Source organism: Marmoricola sp. URHB0036, assembly GCF_000426045.1.
GTDB lineage: Bacteria > Actinomycetota > Actinomycetes > Propionibacteriales > Nocardioidaceae > Marmoricola.
On sequence record NZ_KE384490.1, the window covers coordinates 162,719 to 181,702 of the forward strand.

General features: G+C 70.5%; 21 protein-coding genes. 14 read left to right on the forward strand and 7 right to left on the reverse strand.

From position 1 onward, the window contains the following. The first annotated feature begins 4 nt into the window (after nt 1–4). From H976_RS0120990 to H976_RS0121010, 5 genes are all read left to right on the forward strand, one after another. On the forward strand, nt 5–427 hold the full coding sequence (locus H976_RS0120990; protein WP_051277241.1) for a PaaI family thioesterase: 423 nt from the start codon (nt 5–7) through the stop codon (nt 425–427). 115 nt (nt 428–542) lie between these two features. Next, on the forward strand, nt 543–1,019 hold the full coding sequence (locus tag H976_RS0120995; protein ID WP_155918613.1) for a hypothetical protein: 477 nt from the start codon (nt 543–545) through the stop codon (nt 1,017–1,019). A 260-nt stretch (nt 1,020–1,279) separates the two neighbouring features. Continuing rightward, on the forward strand, nt 1,280–1,825 hold the full coding sequence (locus tag H976_RS27775; protein WP_036227628.1) for an RNA polymerase sigma factor: 546 nt from the start codon (nt 1,280–1,282) through the stop codon (nt 1,823–1,825). Beyond that, on the forward strand, nt 1,822–2,745 hold the full coding sequence (locus H976_RS0121005; RefSeq protein ID WP_027863129.1) for a hypothetical protein: 924 nt from the start codon (nt 1,822–1,824) through the stop codon (nt 2,743–2,745). The genes H976_RS27775 and H976_RS0121005 overlap by 4 nt, the downstream gene beginning before the upstream one ends. 35 nt (nt 2,746–2,780) lie before the next feature. Further along, complete coding sequence (locus tag H976_RS0121010; protein WP_027863130.1) at nt 2,781–4,178, forward strand: FAD-dependent oxidoreductase; 1,398 nt, start codon at nt 2,781–2,783, stop codon at nt 4,176–4,178. On the opposite strand, the gene H976_RS0121015 is transcribed toward H976_RS0121010, so the two are convergent. The 3 genes from H976_RS0121015 to H976_RS27780 are packed head-to-tail and all read right to left on the reverse strand — an operon-like array spanning nt 4,175 to nt 5,759. Next, nucleotides 4,175–4,543 (reverse strand): NYN domain-containing protein, encoded by a 369-nt coding sequence (locus H976_RS0121015; protein WP_027863131.1) that lies wholly within the window; start codon nt 4,541–4,543, stop codon nt 4,175–4,177. The two genes, H976_RS0121010 and H976_RS0121015, sit on opposite strands and share 4 nt — an antisense overlap. Further along, a complete protein-coding gene (locus tag H976_RS0121020; RefSeq protein WP_027863132.1) occupies nt 4,540–4,926 on the reverse strand; it encodes an ankyrin repeat domain-containing protein in 387 nt (128 codons plus the stop codon). Before H976_RS0121020 ends, H976_RS0121015 begins: the two co-directional genes overlap by 4 nt. Then, the gene (locus tag H976_RS27780) at nt 4,923–5,759 is read right to left on the reverse strand and encodes an adenylate/guanylate cyclase domain-containing protein (RefSeq protein WP_051277243.1); all 837 of its coding nucleotides are present in this window, start codon (nt 5,757–5,759) and stop codon (nt 4,923–4,925) included. The genes H976_RS0121020 and H976_RS27780 overlap by 4 nt, the downstream gene beginning before the upstream one ends. A gap of 87 nt (nt 5,760–5,846) precedes the next feature. Here H976_RS27780 and H976_RS0121030 point away from each other — a divergent pair, with 87 nt between their 5' ends. Genes H976_RS0121030 through H976_RS0121040 form a run of 3 tightly spaced genes read left to right on the forward strand, consistent with a single transcriptional unit; the run spans nt 5,847 to nt 8,919 of the window. Then, nucleotides 5,847–6,302 carry a Zn-ribbon domain-containing OB-fold protein gene (locus H976_RS0121030; protein WP_027863133.1) on the forward strand — a complete coding sequence of 152 codons (456 nt, stop codon included), beginning with the start codon at nt 5,847–5,849 and terminating at the stop codon, nt 6,300–6,302. Then, nucleotides 6,299–7,486 carry a lipid-transfer protein gene (locus H976_RS0121035; RefSeq protein WP_027863134.1) on the forward strand — a complete coding sequence of 396 codons (1,188 nt, stop codon included), beginning with the start codon at nt 6,299–6,301 and terminating at the stop codon, nt 7,484–7,486. Before H976_RS0121030 ends, H976_RS0121035 begins: the two co-directional genes overlap by 4 nt. Nucleotides 7,487–7,533: 47 nt before the next feature. Further along, a complete protein-coding gene (locus H976_RS0121040; RefSeq protein ID WP_027863135.1) occupies nt 7,534–8,919 on the forward strand; it encodes a YncE family protein in 1,386 nt (461 codons plus the stop codon). Nucleotide 8,920: 1 nt separating this feature from the next. Here H976_RS0121040 and H976_RS0121045 read toward each other — a convergent pair whose 3' ends face one another. Continuing rightward, nucleotides 8,921–9,280 (reverse strand): YchJ family protein, encoded by a 360-nt coding sequence (locus H976_RS0121045; protein ID WP_027863136.1) that lies wholly within the window; start codon nt 9,278–9,280, stop codon nt 8,921–8,923. 101 nt (nt 9,281–9,381) lie between these two features. Between H976_RS0121045 and H976_RS0121050 the strand changes: the two genes are divergently transcribed. Both H976_RS0121050 and H976_RS27785 read left to right on the forward strand, forming a co-directional pair. Then, on the forward strand, nt 9,382–10,740 hold the full coding sequence (locus H976_RS0121050) for an MFS transporter (protein ID WP_081683098.1): 1,359 nt from the start codon (nt 9,382–9,384) through the stop codon (nt 10,738–10,740). Nucleotides 10,741–10,790: 50 nt separating this feature from the next. Next, nucleotides 10,791–11,621: a ParB N-terminal domain-containing protein gene (locus H976_RS27785; protein WP_051277247.1), complete on the forward strand. Its 831-nt coding sequence runs from the start codon at nt 10,791–10,793 to the stop codon at nt 11,619–11,621. Between the two features lie 6 nt (nt 11,622–11,627). On the opposite strand, the gene H976_RS0121060 is transcribed toward H976_RS27785, so the two are convergent. Beyond that, a complete protein-coding gene (locus H976_RS0121060; protein WP_027863138.1) occupies nt 11,628–12,371 on the reverse strand; it encodes a hypothetical protein in 744 nt (247 codons plus the stop codon). An 86-nt stretch (nt 12,372–12,457) separates the two neighbouring features. On the opposite strand from H976_RS0121060, the gene H976_RS0121065 reads away from it, so the two are divergent. The 3 genes from H976_RS0121065 to H976_RS0121075 all read left to right on the forward strand — a co-directional run bounded on the left by H976_RS0121065 (nt 12,458) and on the right by H976_RS0121075 (nt 16,539). Beyond that, the gene (locus H976_RS0121065) at nt 12,458–13,849 is read left to right on the forward strand and encodes a magnesium chelatase (RefSeq protein WP_036227742.1); all 1,392 of its coding nucleotides are present in this window, start codon (nt 12,458–12,460) and stop codon (nt 13,847–13,849) included. Beyond that, nucleotides 13,842–15,872: a VWA domain-containing protein gene (locus H976_RS0121070; protein WP_027863140.1), complete on the forward strand. Its 2,031-nt coding sequence runs from the start codon at nt 13,842–13,844 to the stop codon at nt 15,870–15,872. The genes H976_RS0121065 and H976_RS0121070 overlap by 8 nt, the downstream gene beginning before the upstream one ends. A gap of 79 nt (nt 15,873–15,951) precedes the next feature. Then, nucleotides 15,952–16,539, forward strand: coding sequence for a hypothetical protein (locus H976_RS0121075; RefSeq protein WP_027863141.1), 588 nt, complete (start codon nt 15,952–15,954; stop codon nt 16,537–16,539). Here the strand turns inward: H976_RS0121075 and H976_RS0121080 are convergent. Continuing rightward, nucleotides 16,527–17,507: a YihY/virulence factor BrkB family protein gene (locus tag H976_RS0121080; RefSeq protein ID WP_231389010.1), complete on the reverse strand. Its 981-nt coding sequence runs from the start codon at nt 17,505–17,507 to the stop codon at nt 16,527–16,529. The two genes, H976_RS0121075 and H976_RS0121080, sit on opposite strands and share 13 nt — an antisense overlap. 49 nt (nt 17,508–17,556) lie before the next feature. Here H976_RS0121080 and H976_RS0121085 point away from each other — a divergent pair, with 49 nt between their 5' ends. Further along, the gene (locus H976_RS0121085; protein WP_231389011.1) at nt 17,557–17,859 is read left to right on the forward strand and encodes a DUF1905 domain-containing protein; all 303 of its coding nucleotides are present in this window, start codon (nt 17,557–17,559) and stop codon (nt 17,857–17,859) included. Here the strand turns inward: H976_RS0121085 and H976_RS29240 are convergent. Then, nucleotides 17,856–18,977, reverse strand: coding sequence for a sensor histidine kinase (locus tag H976_RS29240; protein ID WP_051277249.1), 1,122 nt, complete (start codon nt 18,975–18,977; stop codon nt 17,856–17,858). The two genes, H976_RS0121085 and H976_RS29240, sit on opposite strands and share 4 nt — an antisense overlap. Nucleotides 18,978–18,984 lie beyond the last annotated feature (7 nt).

Sequence of the window (18,984 nt, forward strand, 5' to 3'; positions counted from 1 at the left end):
GGCCATGACCGACAGCGCACCCAGCATCCCCGGCGCCCAGGAAGGCATCACCGGCAACTTCGTGGACTGGCTCGGGCTCGAGTTCGTCGAGATGAGCGGTGACGAGGTGGTGTGCACGTGGTCGGCCGAGCCGCGGATGCACCAGCCCTACGGGATCGTCCACGGCGGGATCCACTGCAGCGTCGTGGAGACGTTGGCCAGCTTCGGCGCGGCGACGTGGCTCGGGGAGAAGGGGCAGGTGGTCGGGGTGAACAACAACACCGACTTCTACCGCGCCGTCTCGACGGGCTCCCTGACCTCCACCGCCAGGCCGCTGCACCGCGGACGGTCCCAGCAGGTGTGGGTCGTCGAGACGGTGGCCGACGACAGCGGCAAAGTGATCGCGCGGGGCCAGGTTCGCCTCCAGAACCTCTACCCCGACGCCTGAAGATCCCGCGAGGCCAAAGCGCTGGATCGCCGCGTCTTCGCCTATTGTCGGACCAGGAGTCCGGCGTCGTGGCACCCTCGAGGTGTCGGGAGTGACCGGCAGCGGAGGAGGCTCGATGGATCCGAAGTCCGCCCGCAGGTCGCGGGGCACGGACTACGTCTTCGTCGCCCCCGACCCGGGTCGCCGCGTCCTGCGGGTCACCCTGTTTCTCGCCCTGGTCGGGCTCTGTGTCGGCGTCACGCTGAGCTTCTCGGACCGCACCCTGTGGACGATGCTGCTCGCCGGTGTCTCCGCGGTGGGCCTGGTCGTGTGCTGGGCGATGCTCCAGTCGAGCATCCCGCAACGCATCACCGTGCAGGGAGCCGTGGTGCAGATCCGCCGTGACGGCCGGGTCGACACCTTCGACCTCGAGGATCCTGCCGTGGACATCCGGGTCAAGGACGGCGAGATCGCGTTCGCGCACTACATGGACCGCTGGGTCGTGGTGCGCTCCAAGGACGTCGACTGGAAGGTCTTCAGCGACGTGGTCATGTACTACCAGAACAAGGCCGACCGCAACGCCGAGGAGCGCGACCGGCGCTTCAACCGCTGAATCCCCGGACGATCCGAAAAAAAGTCGCGAACAGGGCGGAACCTCGCAGTCCCGGCGGCGATTACCCCCTCGGATGCCCGCCCACACAACCGCGGGCTCCGTGAGGTTCGAGCGATGACACTGCAGACGTCCACCGGCCGCCGGTGCCTGCCGCAGGGCGCGCTCGTTGCCCCCCATGACGTAACCTGTCGGCCACCCCTACCCCCCGTTGGTGGCCGGCAGGTTACATGGGGACCTGACCTCACGAGGAGTTCGAGTCGTTGGAGATCCGGGACGACATCGTCCGGGCTGCAGTCTCGGGAGATCCGGACGGCTTCCGGGCGGTGTACGACGTGCTCGCGCCCCGCGTCCTGGGCTATCTCCGGTCCCGAGGGGTCGAGGATCCCGAAGGCATGGTCAGCGAGGTGTTCCTCGCCGTACATCCGCGGCTGCCTGAGCTCACCGGCGGCAGCGCCGGGCTCCGCACCCTCGTCTTCTCGGTCGCGCACGCTCGCGCGGTCGACGACGCGCGTCGGCGGTCTCGCCGCCCGACGAGCTTCTCCTACGACCCGGAGTACGACGATCGCGTCACCGGTTCGGCCGAGCAGATCGCCGTGGAGTCGCTCGAGGCGGAGCGGGCGATCGAGCTCATGCAGGAGCTGAACGAGGACCAGCGCACAGTGGTCACCCTGCGGATCATCGGTGACCTCTCGCTCGAGCAGACCGCTGAGGTCACCGGCAAGACGGTCGCTTCCGTCAAGCAGCTGCAGCGCCGGGGACTGGTCCGGCTGCGCACCCTGATGGCGGCGACGGAGGTGACCCGATGAGCCACGTCCGGATCGAGGAGATGCTCGCCGAGTCGGGTCTGGCCCGCGAGGAGATGACGGACGTCGTCGACCTGCTGCTGCCGCTCGAGGACCTCGTCGAGCAGGCGCCGGCACCGTCCGCCGAGCTCGCCGCGCTTCTCGGCCCGTCGCGCCCACGACCAGTCGCCCGGAGCGGAGGACGGCGCAGTGCGGTGGCCGGCGCGCTGGTGCTCGCCCTGTCCGGAGTCGGTGCCACGGGTCTCTCCGCTGCCGCCAACACCCTGCCGCGACCCCTGCAGCACCAGGTCTCGCAGTTCTCCCGCGACTACCTCCCCTTCGACCTGCCCGAGCCGCCGGCGCGGCACCATCGGTCACAGGGCCTGCCGGCGCTGGCGCCCGCCCCGGTCGGGGAGCGAGGCGGCGCGACCTCGCGGTCCATTCCCGGACGCAACCCGCAGGATCCGACCGCGATCGCTCCCGGTGCGCCGCCGGGACCTGCGCTGCCCTCGCCGATGGCCCCACCCAGCAGCACCTCGGCGCAGCCCAGTGCGGGACCGAGCCATGCCGTCGAGTCGGCCGGCCCCCCTCCGTCGGTCCAGCCGTCGGCTTCGCCGTCGCCCTCCGACCGTCCGCACACCACGCCCGGGAAGGGCCCCGGCCCGGGCCAGGGCCACGACCCGGGCCAGGACGACAAGGGCAAGGGACACGGATCCCAGCCGGGCAAGGGCACGGACCCGGGCGCCGGCAAGGGCAACAAGCCCGGTCCGGGCAGCGGTGGGCACGCCCCCGCTCCGAGCCCCGACATCCCGACGCCCTCGTCGCCGACGCAGCCGGTGCCGACGGTGCCGCAGCCCGACCCCCCGACTCCGACCATCCCGCTTCCTGACCCGCTGCCGGGGATCGACCTGCCTGGCATCGATGGCCTCACCGGTCAGAACTGACGGCATGCTCTGCCCTCGTCTGGGCACGTGGCCACATGACCTCCCTCTGGATCGACCGCGCCGCGCCCTGCCCGAGTGACCCGCTGCCGGACGAGCCCGTCCAGGACCTGGTGGTCGGTGCCGGCCTCACCGGACTGGTGACAGCGCTGCTGCTCGCACGCGCCGGACGACGGGTGGCCGTGGTCGAGGCGCGGGAGGTGGGTGCGGTGGCGACTGGCAACACCACGGCCAAGATCTCGCTGCTGCAGGGCACGAAGTACTCCCGCCTCCTCCACTACCAGTCCCAGCGGGTCGGCCAGGCGTACGTCGAGGCCAATCGCGAGGGGATGGACTGGCTGCTGCGCTTCTGCAACGACCACGGTGTGAGCGTCCAGCGACGACCCGCAGTCACGTACGCCGCGTCGGAGTCCGAGGTCTCGAGCGTGCGCGACGAGCACGACGCGGCTGTCTCGGTCGGTCTCGACGTCACCTGGACCGACCGACTCGACGTGCCCTTCCCGCACCACGGTGCGACGGTCCTGGCCGACCAGGCACAGTTCGACCCGATGGAGGCGCTGGCCGCGCTCGTCGGTGAGCTGCGCCGACACGGCGGCACGCTGCACCAGGGCCATCGGGTCCGCACGGTGTCGCTCCTCGGGACGCCCGAGGTGCGCCTGGACGACGGGTCGTCCCTCCGGGCCGAGCACGTGGTGCTGGCGACCGGGTCGCCGATCCTCGACCGGGGGCTGTACTTCGCCAAGGTCGAGCCGATGCGTTCCTACGCCCTCGCCTTCGAGGGGGCGGCGGCACCGGAAGGGATGTACCTCTCGGCCGGCTCCGACACCAGGTCCGTGCGTGACGCCCCCACGTCCGGCAGCAACGGCACCCGCCTGCTCGTCGGCGGGGCCGGGCACTCGGTGGGCCGCACGAGCTCAGAGGCCGAGCACGTCGACCGGTTGCGCGAGTGGACGGCGGCGTACTTCCCCGGAGCGGTCGAGACGCACCAGTGGTCGGCGCAGGACTACCGCTCGCACGACTCCGTCCCGTACGTCGGCTCGCTGCCGCGCGGGTTCGGCCGGATCCACCTCGCCACCGGCTTCGACAAGTGGGGGATGACCAACGGAGTCGCCGCCGCCCGGGTCATCTCCGGCGAGATCCTCGGCCAGAAGCCCTCGTGGGCGAAGACCCTGGGTCGCCGGATCACCGGTCCGACCGGGGCCGCGCACCTGGCGGCGATCAACATCAAGGTCGGGCTCGGAGCGGTCCAGGGCGCCACCGAGAGGCTGACCCGCCGGGATGCGGACGGGGTCTTCCCGATCTGCACCCATCTCGGCGGTCCGCTGCACTGGAACGACTGCGAGGAGTCCTGGGACTGCCCGCTGCACGGGTCGCGGTTCGCCCCCGACGGCGAGGTGCTGGAGGGACCGGCGACCCGTCCGCTCAGGAAGCGCTAGTCCAACAGGTCCAGCAGCCAGCCCGGGCTCATCGTCCGACAACCGAGCACCTCGACCCGCTGCTGCAGGCCACGGTCGGCGGTGACCACCACGACGTCCGCATCCTGCGCGCGCAGTGACCGGGCCTCGTCGGCGATCGCGGAGTCGCCGTCGCGGGCGGCGTGCACGGTGCGCACGTGGGCGTCCTTGCCCTTCGGGACACCGCCCTTCGCCTGGCCCTCCAGGACCAGCACGATCTCGTCGTACGACGTGTCGGCGACTGCCAGCCGGCCGTGCAGCCGAGCCGCAGCTCCGGCCCGGTCGCGCCACCAGCCGTCCGGTCGGGACCCGACGACGTTGGCGCCGTCGACGACGAGGACCCTCACCGGAGCAGGTCCGTGCGCTCGAACATCTCGGCTGCCTGCCGGGCCGACGGGGTCCCGGCGTCGAGGTCGGCGCCGGCGTCCCGGAGAACCCGGACGACCTCGTCCTCGCCCTTGAAGACCGCTCCCGCGACGGGGGACTGGTCGCGATGGTTGCGGCGGTCGACGTCGGCTCCGAGCTCCACCAGCCTGCGCACGGTCGCGGCATGCCCGTGGTAGGCCGCGAGCATCAGCGGCGTGTTGCCGTCCTCGTCCTGGACGTCGGCGGGCAGCCCGTGCTCGACGAACCCGGCGAGCTCGGACGTCATGCCCTCGCGGGCGAAGTGCATCGCGAGCTCGACGACGCGGGCGGTCTCGTCGGGGGTGAGCGGCCGGTCCTCGCTCATGTCGCCTCCACCGAGAACAACCGGTGCTCGCCCGGCAGACCCTTGAACTCGACGGTGTCCTCCTCGACGAAGGCGAACTCGCTGGAGTCGGAGAGCCGCTCGGCGATGTCGGTGCTGACCAAGATCTCGCCGCCGTCGGCCATCGCCGCGACGCGCGCGGCCATGGCGACGTTGCGGCCGAAGAAGTCGCCCTCCTTCTCGATCGCCGTGCCGGTGTGCATGCCGATCCGGACGCGGATCGGCGTACGACGCAACCGGCGACTGCGCTGACGCTTGGCACTGAGCGCCCGCTGGATGTCGAGGGAGGCACCCAGGGCCAGCTCCGGAGTCGAGAACACGACCATGTAGCCGTCGCCCTGGCTCTTCACGACCAGCCCGCGGTGCTTCTCGACGTGGGTGTGCAGCAGCCGGTCGTGCGCGGCCAGCAGCTTGACCCACTCCTCGTCGCCGAGCTCGGAGTTGAGGGCGGTGGAGTTCTCGATGTCGGAGAAGAAGATCGTCACCTCGCCGTCGGGACCGGCCACGCGCGCGATCTCGCCCCGGTCTTCCAGCGCCCACCGAGTGAAGTCGTCGATCGAGGCGAGCAGGGTGCTGCGCACGCCGCGCTCGCGCATCCGGCTGACCGTGTCGAGCGCGGTCTTCATGGCCAGCCCGGCGGTCTGCACGGCCTGCGCCGCTCGCGGGCTGCGCGGCGTCCCGGGATCGGCCTCCAGTGCCTGTCGCAGCTCCTCGATCTCCTGGCGCGCCGTCCTCAGCTGGCTGAGCAGCGTGACGGCGGCCCCCACGGCGAGGCAGAGGAGCGTCACGAGAAGGACGGTGACGACGGTCGGCACGCGCCCAAGATTGGCACAGCGTGTCTGCACGGGAACGCCGGCCCATGGCATAGTGGAACCTGTTCTAGTTTTGGCGAGGAGCGTGGAATGACGGAGGCAGCAGTGACGCCGGCCATCGAGGGCTGGTTCACGACGGGCGCCGACCCGGCCCTGGTGGCGTCGCAGTGCACGACGTGCAGCTCGGTGTTCTTCCCGCCCACGACCGGGTTCTGCCGCAACCCGGCCTGCCCGGGTGAGGACTTCGAGGCGACCGAGCTGTCCCGGCGCGGGACGGTGTGGTCCTACACCGACGCGCAGTACCAGCCGCCCGCGCCGTACATCCCCGCCACGGAGCCCTACGTGCCGTTCGCGCTCGCCGCCGTCGAGCTGCCGGAGGGCATCGTCGTGCTGGGTCAGCTGGCCGAGGGCTACGGCGTCGACGACGTCCGGGTCGGCCGCGAGGTCGAAGTGGTCGTCGAGACGCTCTACACCGACGACTCGGGTGAACGCACCATCTGGCGGTGGAAGCCTGTCGTGGAGATGGGCGAGGAGGCCGACCAGTGAGTCACGACGTAGCGGTTCTCGGAGTCGGGATGCACCCCTGGGGCAAGTGGGGGCGCAACTTCGTGAGCTACGGCGTGCACGCGGCACGGCAGGCACTGGCGGACAGCGACGTCTCTTGGGAGGACGTCGACCTGGTCGTGGGTGGCGAGACCGTGCGCAACGGCTACGGCGGCTACGTCGCCGGTGCCACCTTCGCCCAGGCACTGGGCTGGAACGGTGCGCGGGTGGCCACGTCGTACGCCGCCTGCGCGACCGGAGCCCAGGCGCTCGACACCGCCAGGGCTCGCATCCTCGCGGGGCTCAGCGAGGTGGCGCTCGTCGTGGGAGCCGACACCACCCCGAAGGGGTTCCTCGCGCCCAACGCGGGGGAGCGGTGGGACGACCCCGACTGGTTGCGCTTCCGTCTGCTGGGCATGACCAACCCCGGCTACTTCGCGCTCTACGCGCGGCGGCGGATGGACCTGTACGGCGCCACGCCGGAGGACTTCGCCGCGGTGAAGGTGAAGAACGCGCGCCACGGGCTGGAGAACCCCAACGCGCGCTACCGCAAGGAGGTGTCGACCGAGGATGTGCTGAACAGCGCCGTCGTCTCCGACCCGCTGCACCTGCTCGACATCTGCGCAACGTCCGACGGAGCCGCGGCCGTCGTACTCACCTCGATGGACTACGCCCGCCGCCACGGCATCGCCTCGCCCGTTCGGGTGCGCGCCATCTCGACCGTCACGCCGACGTTCCCCAACACGGTCATCGACATGCCGCTGCTCTCCACCGACCCGGCCAACGCCGTACCGCCCGAGCAGACGTTCAAGGAGTCGATCGGCGCTGCGGCGTACGAGGAAGCCGGCATCGAGCCCGGTGACGTCAGCCTGGCCGAGGTCTACGACCTGTCCACCGCCCTCGAGCTCGACTGGGTCGAGGACCTCGCCCTGTGCAAGCGTGGCGAGGCCGAGCACCTCCTGCGGGCGGGCGACACCACGATCGGCGGCCGGATCCCGGTCAACCCGAGCGGTGGCCTGGCCTGCTTCGGCGAGGCCGTGCCCGCCCAGGCGCTGGCGCAGGTGTGCGAGGTGACCTGGCAGCTCCGTGGCCAGGCCGCGGGCCGCCAGGTCGAGGACGCGAAGGTCGGCATCACCGCCAACCAGGGCCTGTTCGGCCACGGCTCCTCGGTGATCCTCAGCACCTGACGCGTGACGGCAGCGTGACGCGAGCAGCGACCTCTCGTTGACGGGGCATGCGACGTACCGCTCTGCTCACCCTCCTCGCGCTGCCCACCACCATCGCCGGTGTCGGCCTCGCCCAGTCCGCCGACGCCGCTCCCACTGGACTGCGTGACGTGATGTGGGTCGGCAACAACTGGGCCGGCACCGCCTCGATCGTGGACGCCAAGGCGCTCACGGTGCTCAAGCGCGGGGTCGACCTGGTGCCCGACAAGGACCAGGAGCTCGCCGACATCCACTCCGACCCCGAGAAGCTGGCGTTCTACATCGCCATCCAGCAGGGGCCGGGCGAGGGGCACGACCAGTACGTCGACGACATGTTCAGCACCACGGACGGCAGGTACCTCGCCGTCTCGCGACCGAGCTTCGCCGACGTGGTGTGGATCGATGTCGCGAAGGCGGCCGCGGGTCGTCCCGACAGCATCGTGCGCGAGCAGTCCATGGACGGTCACCGCACCGACCACATGGGGGTCTCGCCAGATGGGCGGCGGCTGCTGGTCAGCGACTCCACCGAGCGTCAGGTGATCGAGTTCTCGATGGTGAACGAGACCGTGGGCGGCAAGAAGATCGAGCTGGGCGACCGCTTGCGCACCTTCGAGTCGGGCGAGACGCCGCACGAGAGCAACTACACGAGGGACGGGTCGCGCATCTTCCACGCCAGCATCGGCAAGGTCTACACGCCGGGCGACGAGAACGGCTTCGGCCCGGTCAAGATCGGTCCGCTGCACGACGCCCTCAAGGGTGACCGCTGGTTCCAGATCGTGCGCAATTCCGACTTCAAGGTCACCCAGCGCTGGGACATGGGCAAGGAGCTGGCCGAGGCCGGCTACCCCGACATGAGCTCCGCGGTGCGGCCGATGGCGATCGCGCCGGACGAGCGCTTCGTCTACTTCCAGGTCTCCTACTTCCACGGCCTCGTCGAGTTCGACACCCAGGCCAAGGACACCAACGGACTGGTCGACTACACGGCGGGCACGATCCCGGAGCCGCGCACCGGTGCCGTACGCCGGGTGGTGAGCCTGCCCAACCGGGTGCCGTCGATGCCCAAGGAGCAGTACGTCAACGACTCCGCACACCACGGTCTGTCCATGGACCGGGCCGGGACCACCCTGTGCGCCGCCGGCACGATGGACGACTACGCCGCGCTGATCGACCGCAGGACGATGGCCTACAAGATCTTCGACACCGCGTCGACCGGCCACTCCTACGGCAAGCCGTACTGGACGACCGAGGGGATGAACAACACCTGCTGGATCTCGCTGAGCGCCGACGACTCGGTGGCGGTCCTCGACTTCGGGATGAAGAAGGAGCTCGCCTATCTCGCGGTCGGCGACCACCCGCAGCGCATCCGGCACGGTCTGGTCAGCAACGCCGTGCTGGCGACGTACGCCGACGCCTGACTCAGTCGACCTCGCCGTCGAGGTAGAACCACCGGCCGGCGCGGCGCTGGAAGCGGCTGCGCTCGTGCAGGACTCCTCGGTCGTGGTGGGCGCGGAACTCGACGGTGTCCTCGTCGGCCTCGATGATCTCCAGTCGGACCCACCTCGTCGCCGGGTCCGGCGCGACCTGCTGCGGGCGGGTGCGCGGGTGCCAGGTGCGCCAGACGTAGTCGGTGTCGCCGACCGCGTAGGCGGAGTACCGGGAGCGCATCAGCTCCTCGGCGGTCTCGGCCTGCCGCTCGCCCCGGTGGAGGCGACCGCAGCACTCGTCGTACGACGCTGACCCGCAGGGGCAGGCACGCGTCCGGAGGCCACCGCTCATGACCGTCAGTGTCTCGCGGCCCGGACCACGAGGAGGAACGGGGACTGCTAATTGTCTATTGTCCCAGTTTGGTTAGTAGCCAATTGGGAAGGAATCCCGCCATGACGACCGTGGAGCACCTACGCCCCAGCGCCCCCACCGAGGTCCCCGACGGCCCGACCCCGCCTCGGGTCGCCCTCGCGTCCGCCGTGGGCGCGACCATCGAGTGGTACGACTTCTTCCTCTACGGGACCGCCGCCGGCCTCGTCTTCGACAAGCTCTACTTCAACGGTCTGGACGGCCCGGCGGCGCAGTTCGCGGCGTTCGGGACCTTCGCGGTCGGCTTCCTGGCTCGCCCGGTGGGCGGTCTGATCTTCGGCCACTTCGGCGACCGCATCGGTCGCAAGACGATGCTGCTGCTCACGCTGCTGATCATGGGACTCGGTACGGCGCTGATCGGACTGCTCCCGTCGTACGACTCCATCGGGGTGTGGGCGCCGATCCTGCTCGTGGCGCTCCGTGTCCTCCAGGGCATCGGCGTCGGTGGCGAGTACGGCGGCGCCGTACTCCTGGCCGTCGAGTACGCCCCGCGCGAGCGACGTGGCTTCTTCGGCTCAGCAGCCCACATCGGCGTACCCGGCGGCCTGTTCCTCGCCTCCACCGCCTTCTCGATCGCCAGCCTGCTGCCGGACGACGCGTTCCTCGCCTGGGGCTGGCGCGCCTGCTTCCTGATCAGCATCCTGCTGCTCGCCATCGGCGCCTACATCCGCCTCCAGGTGATGGAGACGCCGGCGTTCGCCCGGGTGCAGGAGCGCAAGGAGGTCGCGAGCGTGCCGCTGCGAGACCTGCTCGCCGCACAGCCGAAGTGGTTGCTGCTCGGCATGGGCACCCGCTTCGTCGAGGGCTTCACCTTCAACCTCTACTCGGTCTACCTGCTCGCCTTCGTCGCCACCAACCTCGAGCTGCCCAAGCAGTGGGCCCTCAACGGGATCATGGTCGGCTCCTTCCTCGGCGTCGTGCTCGTCCCCGTCGCCGGTGGGCTCTCCGACCGCTTCGGTCGCAAGCCGGTCTTCCGCGTCGGCGCCTGGGCCGCCCTGCTGTTCGCCTTCCCGATGGCGGTCCTGGTGCAGAGCGAGACCCGCCTCGGCATCTTCTTCGCGCTGGTCGGCGGCCTCGGCGTCCTGTACGGCGTGATCTACGGCCCGCTCGCCGCGTTCTGGTCCGAGCTGTTCGACACCCGCTACCGCTACACCGCCTTGAGCTCGCTCTACCAGATCTCCGGTGTCGTGGCCTCCGGCATGACCCCGCTGATCGCGGCCTGGCTGGTCTCCAAGGGCGGGGGCACGCTGTGGCTGGTCTCGGCGTACGCCGTGGTCGTGGCCGCCCTCAGCCTGTTCTGCGCCCGCCTCCTCCCCGAGACCCGCGGCCGCGACCTCGACGAGGCCTGGAAGACCGAGGCGCGTCCCAGCGATCGGGTGTAGATCCAGGGCCAGATCCGGAATGCTCGCGGGCGGAGCGAGGTTGAGCCTTTATGGGCCCGGACCTCCTCCCTCTCGACGAAGTGCAACGCCGCCTCCGCGTGGTGGGGCAGTCGTACGCCGGCATCCGGCCCATCGAGGTGCACCGGATCATCGGATCGGTCGACCGCAGCCTCGACTTCGACCGCTGCTTCACGCCGCGCCTGCAGGGTTCGGCCGAACGGATGGCCAGCCTGCGGGCCGGCTTCCCCAGCGGTGACCTGCCGCCGATCGAGGCCTACGAGGTGGGCGGGGCCTACTTCGTCGCCGATGGCCACCACCGGGTTGCCCTCGCCATGGAGCGCGGCGTCGAGTACATCGACGCCGAGCTGACCAGGCTGGAGACCAACTTCGAGATCGCCCCGGACACGGACGTGTGCCGGCTGATCCACACCGAGCAACAGCTGACCTTGCTGCGCGAGAGCGGCCTGTCCGAGGCACGGCCAGACGCCGTGATCGAGTTCTCGCGGCCGAACGGGTACCCGGAGCTGCTCGAGCTGATCAAGGCTCACGGCTACGACCTCGCCCGCAAGCGAGGTGAGCTGCCGACACCGGCGGAGGTCGCGGCCGACTGGTACGACCACGTCTACCTGCCGGGCGTCGCGGCGCTCCGGCGCGAGGACCTGTCCGAGGTCTACTCCTACACGACCGACGCCGACCTGTTCCTGTGGGTCTACCAGCGTCGGCGCGCTCTCCGGGTGGACTGCCCCGAGACCGACTTCGATGACGCTGCCCGTGAGGCGGCCGAGGTCAGGATCAGTGCCCGCGACCGTCGCCGGTTCCTGCGCGAGAAGAGCACACCCCTGCGTCGTCGCGGCCAGCCGGCGCGATCCGTGACCGCGTAGTTCGGGTCAGCACGGGTCGGCGCTCCCCTCCGCCGGAGGATCGAGCTCCACCCCGTCCAGAGTGATCAGGCGGTGGGCCCAGGGGCCGTCGTGGCTGCATCCCTGGCCGGTGCCGGTGATCTCCAGGGTGGCCGAGCCCCCGGCGGGCACCCGGGCCTGCGCCGATCGCCACCGGGTGTGGCCGGAGGTCCATTCACGCGACACCACCTGGCCCGACCCACCTGGGTTGGTCACGAGAAGGCCGATGCGGAAGTGCCCGTCCGGCCAGATGGTCGAACCGTTGATCGAGAGCTGCGGACCGGCCCGGCACACCTTCCGGGCCTGGTTCCTGAAGTCGCCGGGGTTGCTGATCATGTAGCGGTCGATGCGGGACTTCCCGCCCGTCGGCTTCGAGGTCACCACGAAGACCGGGGTCGCGGACGGCACGTTGCAGTCGGGCGGGAGGTTCGCCTCGACGGAGACCCTGACGCCGGCGTCGATCGGCAATGGGTCGGGCGGTGGCTCGGGATCGGTCCCGTCGAGCGGGTAGAGGCTGGCGCGCAGGACGCGTTCGCCGACCATCATCCGCGCGCCGGTCACCATCCGGTCCTCGGGAAAGTCCACGGCGATGCCGACCCGGGTCCCCCAGACGGGATCCGCGAACAGCTCGGCCTCGATCCTCCTGTCCGCCCCCGAAGGTGCGCTGCCGACGCTGCCGCAGGCCGCGAGCACTACCAGCAGCACCACCACAGGTAGCTCGACGGACCGCATGCGGCATTCTCGTCCGACCCCGCCCGTCCTGGTGGGAAAAGCCTCACGAAACATTGCCGTTGCGGGGACTGGGTAGCGTGATCAGGGTGACGACGAACGGGCCCACCATCGACACCGTCGGCCAGCTCCGCGAGAGCGGCCACCAACAGAAGACACTCCGCCAGGAGCTGCGCGAGAACCTGCTCGACGCGCTGCGCGAGGGAAGGGATCCCTGGCCGGGGCTGCACGGCTTCGACACCACGGTCATCCCCCAGCTGGAGCGAGCCATCCTGGCCGGCCACGACGTCGTCCTGCTGGGCGAGCGCGGCCAGGGCAAGACCCGCCTGCTGCGCACCCTCGTGGGGTTGCTCGACGAGTGGACGCCGGTCATCGCCGGCGCCGAGCTGGGCGAGCACCCCTACGAGCCGATCACCCACGAGTCCAAGCGGCGCGCCCTCGAGGAGGGGGAGCACCTCCCTGTGGAGTGGCGGCACCGTGACGAGCGGTACGCCGAGAAGCTCGCCACCCCCGACACCAGCGTCGCCGACCTGATCGGTGACGTCGACCCGATGAAGGTCGCCGAGGGCCGCAGCCTCGGTGACCCCGAGACCATCCACTTCGGCCTGATCCCGCGCTCCCACCGGGGAATCGTCGCGATCAACGAGCTGCCCGACCTCGCCGAGCGCATCCAGGTCGCGATGCTCAACGTGATGGAGGAGCGTGACATCCAGATCCGCGGCTACGTGCTGCGGCTGCCCCTGGACACCCTCGTGGTGGCGAGCGCCAACCCCGAGGACTACACCAACCGCGGACGCATCATCACGCCGCTCAAGGACCGGTTCGGCGCCGAGATCCGCACGCACTACCCGATCGAGCTCGAGGACGAGGTCGCGGTGATCCGCCAGGAGGCCCACCTCGTGGCCGACGTACCCGACCACCTCGTGGAGATCCTGGCCCGCTTCACCCGGGCGCTGCGGGAGTCCAGCTCGGTCGACCAGCGCTCCGGTGTCTCGGCGCGCTTCTCGATCGCGGGGGCCGAGACCATCGCTGCTGCTGCCCTGCACCGAGCGACGGCCCAGGGCGAGGAGGAGGCTGTGGCGCGGCCGGTGGACCTCGAGACCGCTGTCGACGTGCTCGGCGGCAAGATCGAGTTCGAGACCGGCGAAGAGGGCCGCGAGGGTCAGGTCCTCGAGCACCTGCTGCGCCGTGCCACCGCCGAGACCGTCCGCTCGCGTCTCGCCGGCGTCGACCTCGGTCTGCTCGTCCGGGCCCTCGAGGAGGGTCACAGCGTCAGCACCGGCGAGCAGGTCACCGCGCGCGACTTCCTCGGCGGGCTCCCGGTCCTGGGCGAGTCCGAGCTGTACGACGAGGTCTGCGACCGTCTCGACGCGACCAACGACGGCGAGCGTGCCGGTGCGATCGAGCTCGCCCTCGAGGGACTGTTCCTGGCCCAGAAGGTCAGCAAGGAGACCGGCGACGGTGAGACCGTCTATGGCTGATCGCCGCCGCTCCCGCTACGGCCGCTACGCCGGCGGTCCGGACCCGCTCGCACCGCCGGTCGACCTGGCCGAGGCCCTCGACGCGATCGGCGAGGACGTGATGGCGGGGTACTCGCCCGAGCGGGCGATGCGCGAGTTCCTGCGCCGTGGCGGTCGGGACCAGCGCGGACTCGACGAGCTGGGCCGTCAGGTCGCGGCCAAGCGGCGCGAGCTGCTGCAGAAGCACAGCCTCGACGGCACCCTCGAGGAAGTGCGCGAGCTGCTCGAGCAGGCCGTGCTCAAGGAGCGTGGCCAGCTGGCGCGCGACGTACAGATGGACGACGGCGACCGTGCCCTGCGCGAGCTGCAGCTCGACAACCTTCCGAACAGCACGGCCGCGGCGGTCTCGGAGCTGTCGTCGTACGACTGGGCCAGCCATGAGGCCCGCGAGGACTTCGAGAAGATCAAGGACCTGCTGGGGCGCGAGATGCTGGACCAGCGGTTCCAGGGCATGAAGGACGCGCTCGAGAACGCCACCGACGAGGACCGCCAGCGGATCAACGAGATGCTGACCGACCTCAACGAGCTGCTCGACAAGCACCGCCGAGGCGAGGACACCGAGCAGGACTTCGCCGACTTCATGGACAAGCACGGCGACTTCTTCCCGGAGAACCCGCAGAACATCGACGAGCTGATGGACTCCCTCGCCCAGCGCGCCGCGGCCGCCCAGCGGATGCGCAACTCGATGACGCAGGAGCAGCGAGACGAGCTGGACGCACTTGCCGCCCAGGCGTTCGGCAGTCCCGAGCTGATGCAGTCGCTCAGCCAGCTCGACGACAACCTGCGCGCCCTTCGCCCCGGTGAGGACTGGGGCGGCTCGGAGGAGTTCGGCGGCCAGGAGGGTCTCGGCCTCGGTGACGGCACCGGCGTGCTGCAGGACCTCGCCGACCTCGACGACCTCTCCGAGCAGCTCTCCCAGTCCTACGGCGGCGCCCGGCTGGAGGACGTCGACCTCGACAAGCTCACCCGGCAGCTGGGTGAACAGGCCGGCGTCGACGCGAAGACGCTGGCCGAGCTGGAGCGGGCGCTCAACGAGACCGGCTACCTCAAGCGCGGGTCCGACGGCCAGCTCAAGCTCTCGCCCAAGGCGATGCGCCAGCTGGGCAAGGCACTGCTCAAGGACGTCGCCAACCGGATGTCGGGGCGCCAGGGGCAGCGCGACCTTCGCCACGCCGGAGCGGCCGGCGAGCTCAGCGGCGCCAGCCGTGAGTGGGCGTTCGGCGACACCGAGCCCTGGAACGTGACCCGCACCGTCACCAATGCCGTGGTCCGCACGGTCGCCGAGGGCGGCGACCCGGCCCAGGGGGTACGCCTCGACGTCCGCGACATCGAGGTCAACGAGACCGAGGCCCGCACCCAGGCCGCCGTCGCGCTGCTGGTGGACACGTCCTTCTCGATGGCGATGGCCAACCGCTGGGTGCCGATGAAGCGTACGGCGCTCGCGCTGCACCAGCTGATCTCCAGCCGGTTCCGCGGTGACCACCTGCAGCTGATCGGCTTCGGTCGCTCGGCCCGCGTGATGGACATCGAGGAGCTCACCGGGCTCGACGCGATGTGGGACAAGGGCACCAACCTGCACCATGCCCTGCTGCTCGCCAACCGTCACTTCCGCAAGCACCCCAACGCCCAGCCGGTGCTGCTGATCGTCACCGACGGTGAACCCACCAGCCACCTCGAGCCCGACGGCGAGGTGTGGTTCTCCTACCCGCCGCACCCGCTCACGGTCGCGTGGTCGATCCGCGAGCTCGACAACGCTGCCCGGCTGGGTGCGCAGACCACCTTCTTCCGGCTCGGCGACGACCCGGGCCTGGCCAGGTTCATCCAGCAGATGGCCGAACGGGTCGAGGGTCGCGTGGTCTCACCCGAGCTCGACGACCTCGGCGCGGCCGTGGTCGGCAGCTATCTCGGCGGTCGCGGCGGTGCCGACAGCGGCGGGCAGATGAGCGACTGGTACGGCGGCCGCGGGTTCTGGTTCGGCGGCTGACGCGGTTCACCCCTTGCCTCTCGCGGGCTGCGGGATGACAGTGGAACCAAGGTCGTCAGCCAGACGACGAGGAGTCCACGTGACCACGTTGCTCGCACCACCCCAGAGGTCCACCCAGAAGTCCACCCGTCCCACCCGCCGGGAGCGGCGCGCCGAGAAGCGTCGGCTCAAGCGCCTCGATGCGCTGTCGGCCCAGCTGGCCGAGCTGCCCCGCATCGCCGCTCTTCTCGAGCGCGCCGCCGAGGTCGTCGGAACGGGCTGGGTGCAGGGCGCGTGGTTCGCGGTGGAGGTGCCCGGTGGCCGGCGCGCAGTGACGGCGTACGACATCAGCCTGGCCGACGACCTCCCGGTGGTCGGCGCCTGCCTCGTCGGCGGCGTCGTCCAGGCGGGCGGTGGACCGACCGCCGTGCGCTCGCAGCTGGTCCAGCGCAGTCTCGACCTCGTGTGGCACGTGCTGCGCGAGGAGCCCGGTCAGCCCGTCCGCTGGTGTCCCGGGCCGCGGGTGCGGATGATGTCGGTGCTCGAGCTGACCTACTGGAACGATGCCCCGTCACGCAGCAAGGACGAGGTCGTCGGCCTGCTGGTGGCCGCGCAGCACGCCGCCAGCGTGCAGCAGGACCAGTGCCGGGCTGAGCAGCGCGAGCTCGAGGCCGTTCACGGATCCTGATCGTCGAAGCTGACCTGGATCTGCTCGAAGCCCTTGTGGCGTTGGGCCTGGGCGTACTCGGTGTAGACGCGCTTGTCGGCCTCGGTGAGTACGACGGAGTCGGTGAACGGCGTCAGCAGTGCGCGGGGGTAGAGCCGCTTGGTGAGGACGACGTTGACCTCGAGTCCCAGCATGGCGATCACGGTGGCGATGTAGAGCAGCGCCACCAGTCCCAGCACGGTCGCGAAGACCGCGTTCATCTGGCTGGCCTTCTTGACCACGTGCTCGACGTACACCCCGCCGAGCAGCTGCAGCGCCTGCCACCCGACGGCAATGAACAACGAGCCGGGCAGCACGTCACGCAGGCGCTCCCGCTGCGGGGTGGACAGCTGCATCATCGTGGCCAGCACCACCGTGGTGAGTACGACGGTCAGCGCTGCGGCGATCCACTTGATGCCGCCGCCGAGGTCGGTGCCGAAGATGTCGAGGTTCCCGCCCAGGCTCGACAGCACCGCCACGAGAAGCAGGGCGACCCCGGCCAGCACTAGCCAGGCCAGACCACGCAGCCTGCTCACCACGGGGTTGAGCCGGCTGTTGCGGGGGATCGCCCAGACGACGTTGATGGCATTGTGCGCTGCCTGGCCGAGCCCGATGATGCCGTAGAGCGCGGCCAGCGAACCCACGATGACGGCCGAGGCACTGCCCTGGATGCCCTCGGGCCGGCCCAGCTGGTCGCCGACGATCGGGAACTGCGCCAGCGCCGAGCTGAGGATGTCCTGCTGGAGGTGCGGATGCCCCTGCAGCACGAACCCCAGCACCGACGACGCGATCAGCAGGATCGGGAAGATCGCGACGAAGGCGTAGTAGCTCATCACCGAGGCGAGATAGCCGCCCTGGTCGTCGAAGAACTTGTACACGACCCCGAGAGGGATCCCCAGGACGCGGTGACGACGCTGGAGATCGTCGACTCGCTGCACACGCCCGGGCACATGGGCGACGCTACGTGGGTGCCGGGTGGGGGTGGGCGATACTCGCCGCATGAGCCTGATGGACTTCGAGTTCGAGGGCCCGATCGTCGAGTGGCGCGGGCCGGCGCCGTACTACTTCGTGCGCATCCCGGAGGACGAGAGCGCGGACATCAAGTTCGCCGCCAAGGGGATCGAGTACTGGGGGCAGGTGCCGGTGGTGGTGCGGATCAACGACACCGAGTTCACGACCGCACTGTTCCCCAAGGACGGCTGCTACCTGATCCCGCTCAAGGTCGCGGCGCGCAAGGCCGCCGGGATCGACGTCGACCAGGAGGGCGAGCTCGCAGTCAGCCTTGACGTCGTCCGCCGCTAGCTGGTCAGCGCCACGGGCAGGCGTGCCTCGACCACCCAACCGCCGCGGGTCCGGCCGGCGCTGAACTGTCCTCCGAGCGTCTGGACCCGCTCGCGCAGTCCGACCAGGCCGCGCCCGGTGCCGACCAGGGGCGCGTCTCGTGGCGTCGCGCTGTCGTTTTCGACCCGGACAGCGAGACCGCGTGCGGCGTCGTCGACACTGATCACGATGCGCACCTGCGCCCCTGGGGCGTACCGGAGCGCGTTGGTCAGGCTCTCCTGCACCACCCGGAAGGCGAGGTGCGCGACCGGCGCCGGCACCCGGTCATGCTCACCCTCGAAGCGGCAGGTGACGTCGAGCCCGCTGCGGGCGGCGCGGGTGACCACCTCGTCGACCAGCGAGAGGTCAGGCCCGCCGCCAACCTCGACCGCGGTGCCGCCGAGCAGATCGATCAACCGCTCGAGGTCCTGGGTGCCCTGCCGCGCCGACTCCGAGATCGCGGCGAAGGCTTCCTTGGCGCGCGCCGGGTCCGAGTCGACGAGTCGCTGCCCGGCAGCGGCCTGGATCACCATCACGCTGATCGCGTGGCCGACGATGTCGTGCAGCTCGCTTGCGATCCGGGCCCGCTCGTGGCGAAGCGCGATCTCCGCGAACAGCTCGCGTTCGTCCTCGAGCTCCTGTGCCCGCATGGCGAGCTGGTCGGCGGTCTCCCGGCGCAGGCGCAGCACGGTGCCGGCGGCGTACGGCGGCACGGTGAACATCAGGGCTGCCACGACAGTGCCCATGTCGGCCAGGTAGTAGAACGGCACCAGGTAGGCCGCCGCGCACAGGGCGACCAGCCAGGCGGCCCGTCCTGACCAGCCGAGAGCGAGCACGGCGAAGCTGAACGAGAAGAGCGCGACGCCACTGTCCGGGAACCACCCACCGTCGACGGTGAGGGCCGCCAGGAACAGGCCGAGTGCCAGCACCGAGGCGACCCGTGGCTGGCTGCGCCACCAGATCAGGGCCAGCCCGCCGCACACGACGAGGAGAGTGAACAGGTTGCCGCGGAGCGTCGTCGGCCAACCGTGCACGGCCGTCGGCACCACCACGAGGAGGAAGACCGCCAGGGCGACGGCGCTCCGCTCCAGGAAAGGCATGGGGTCG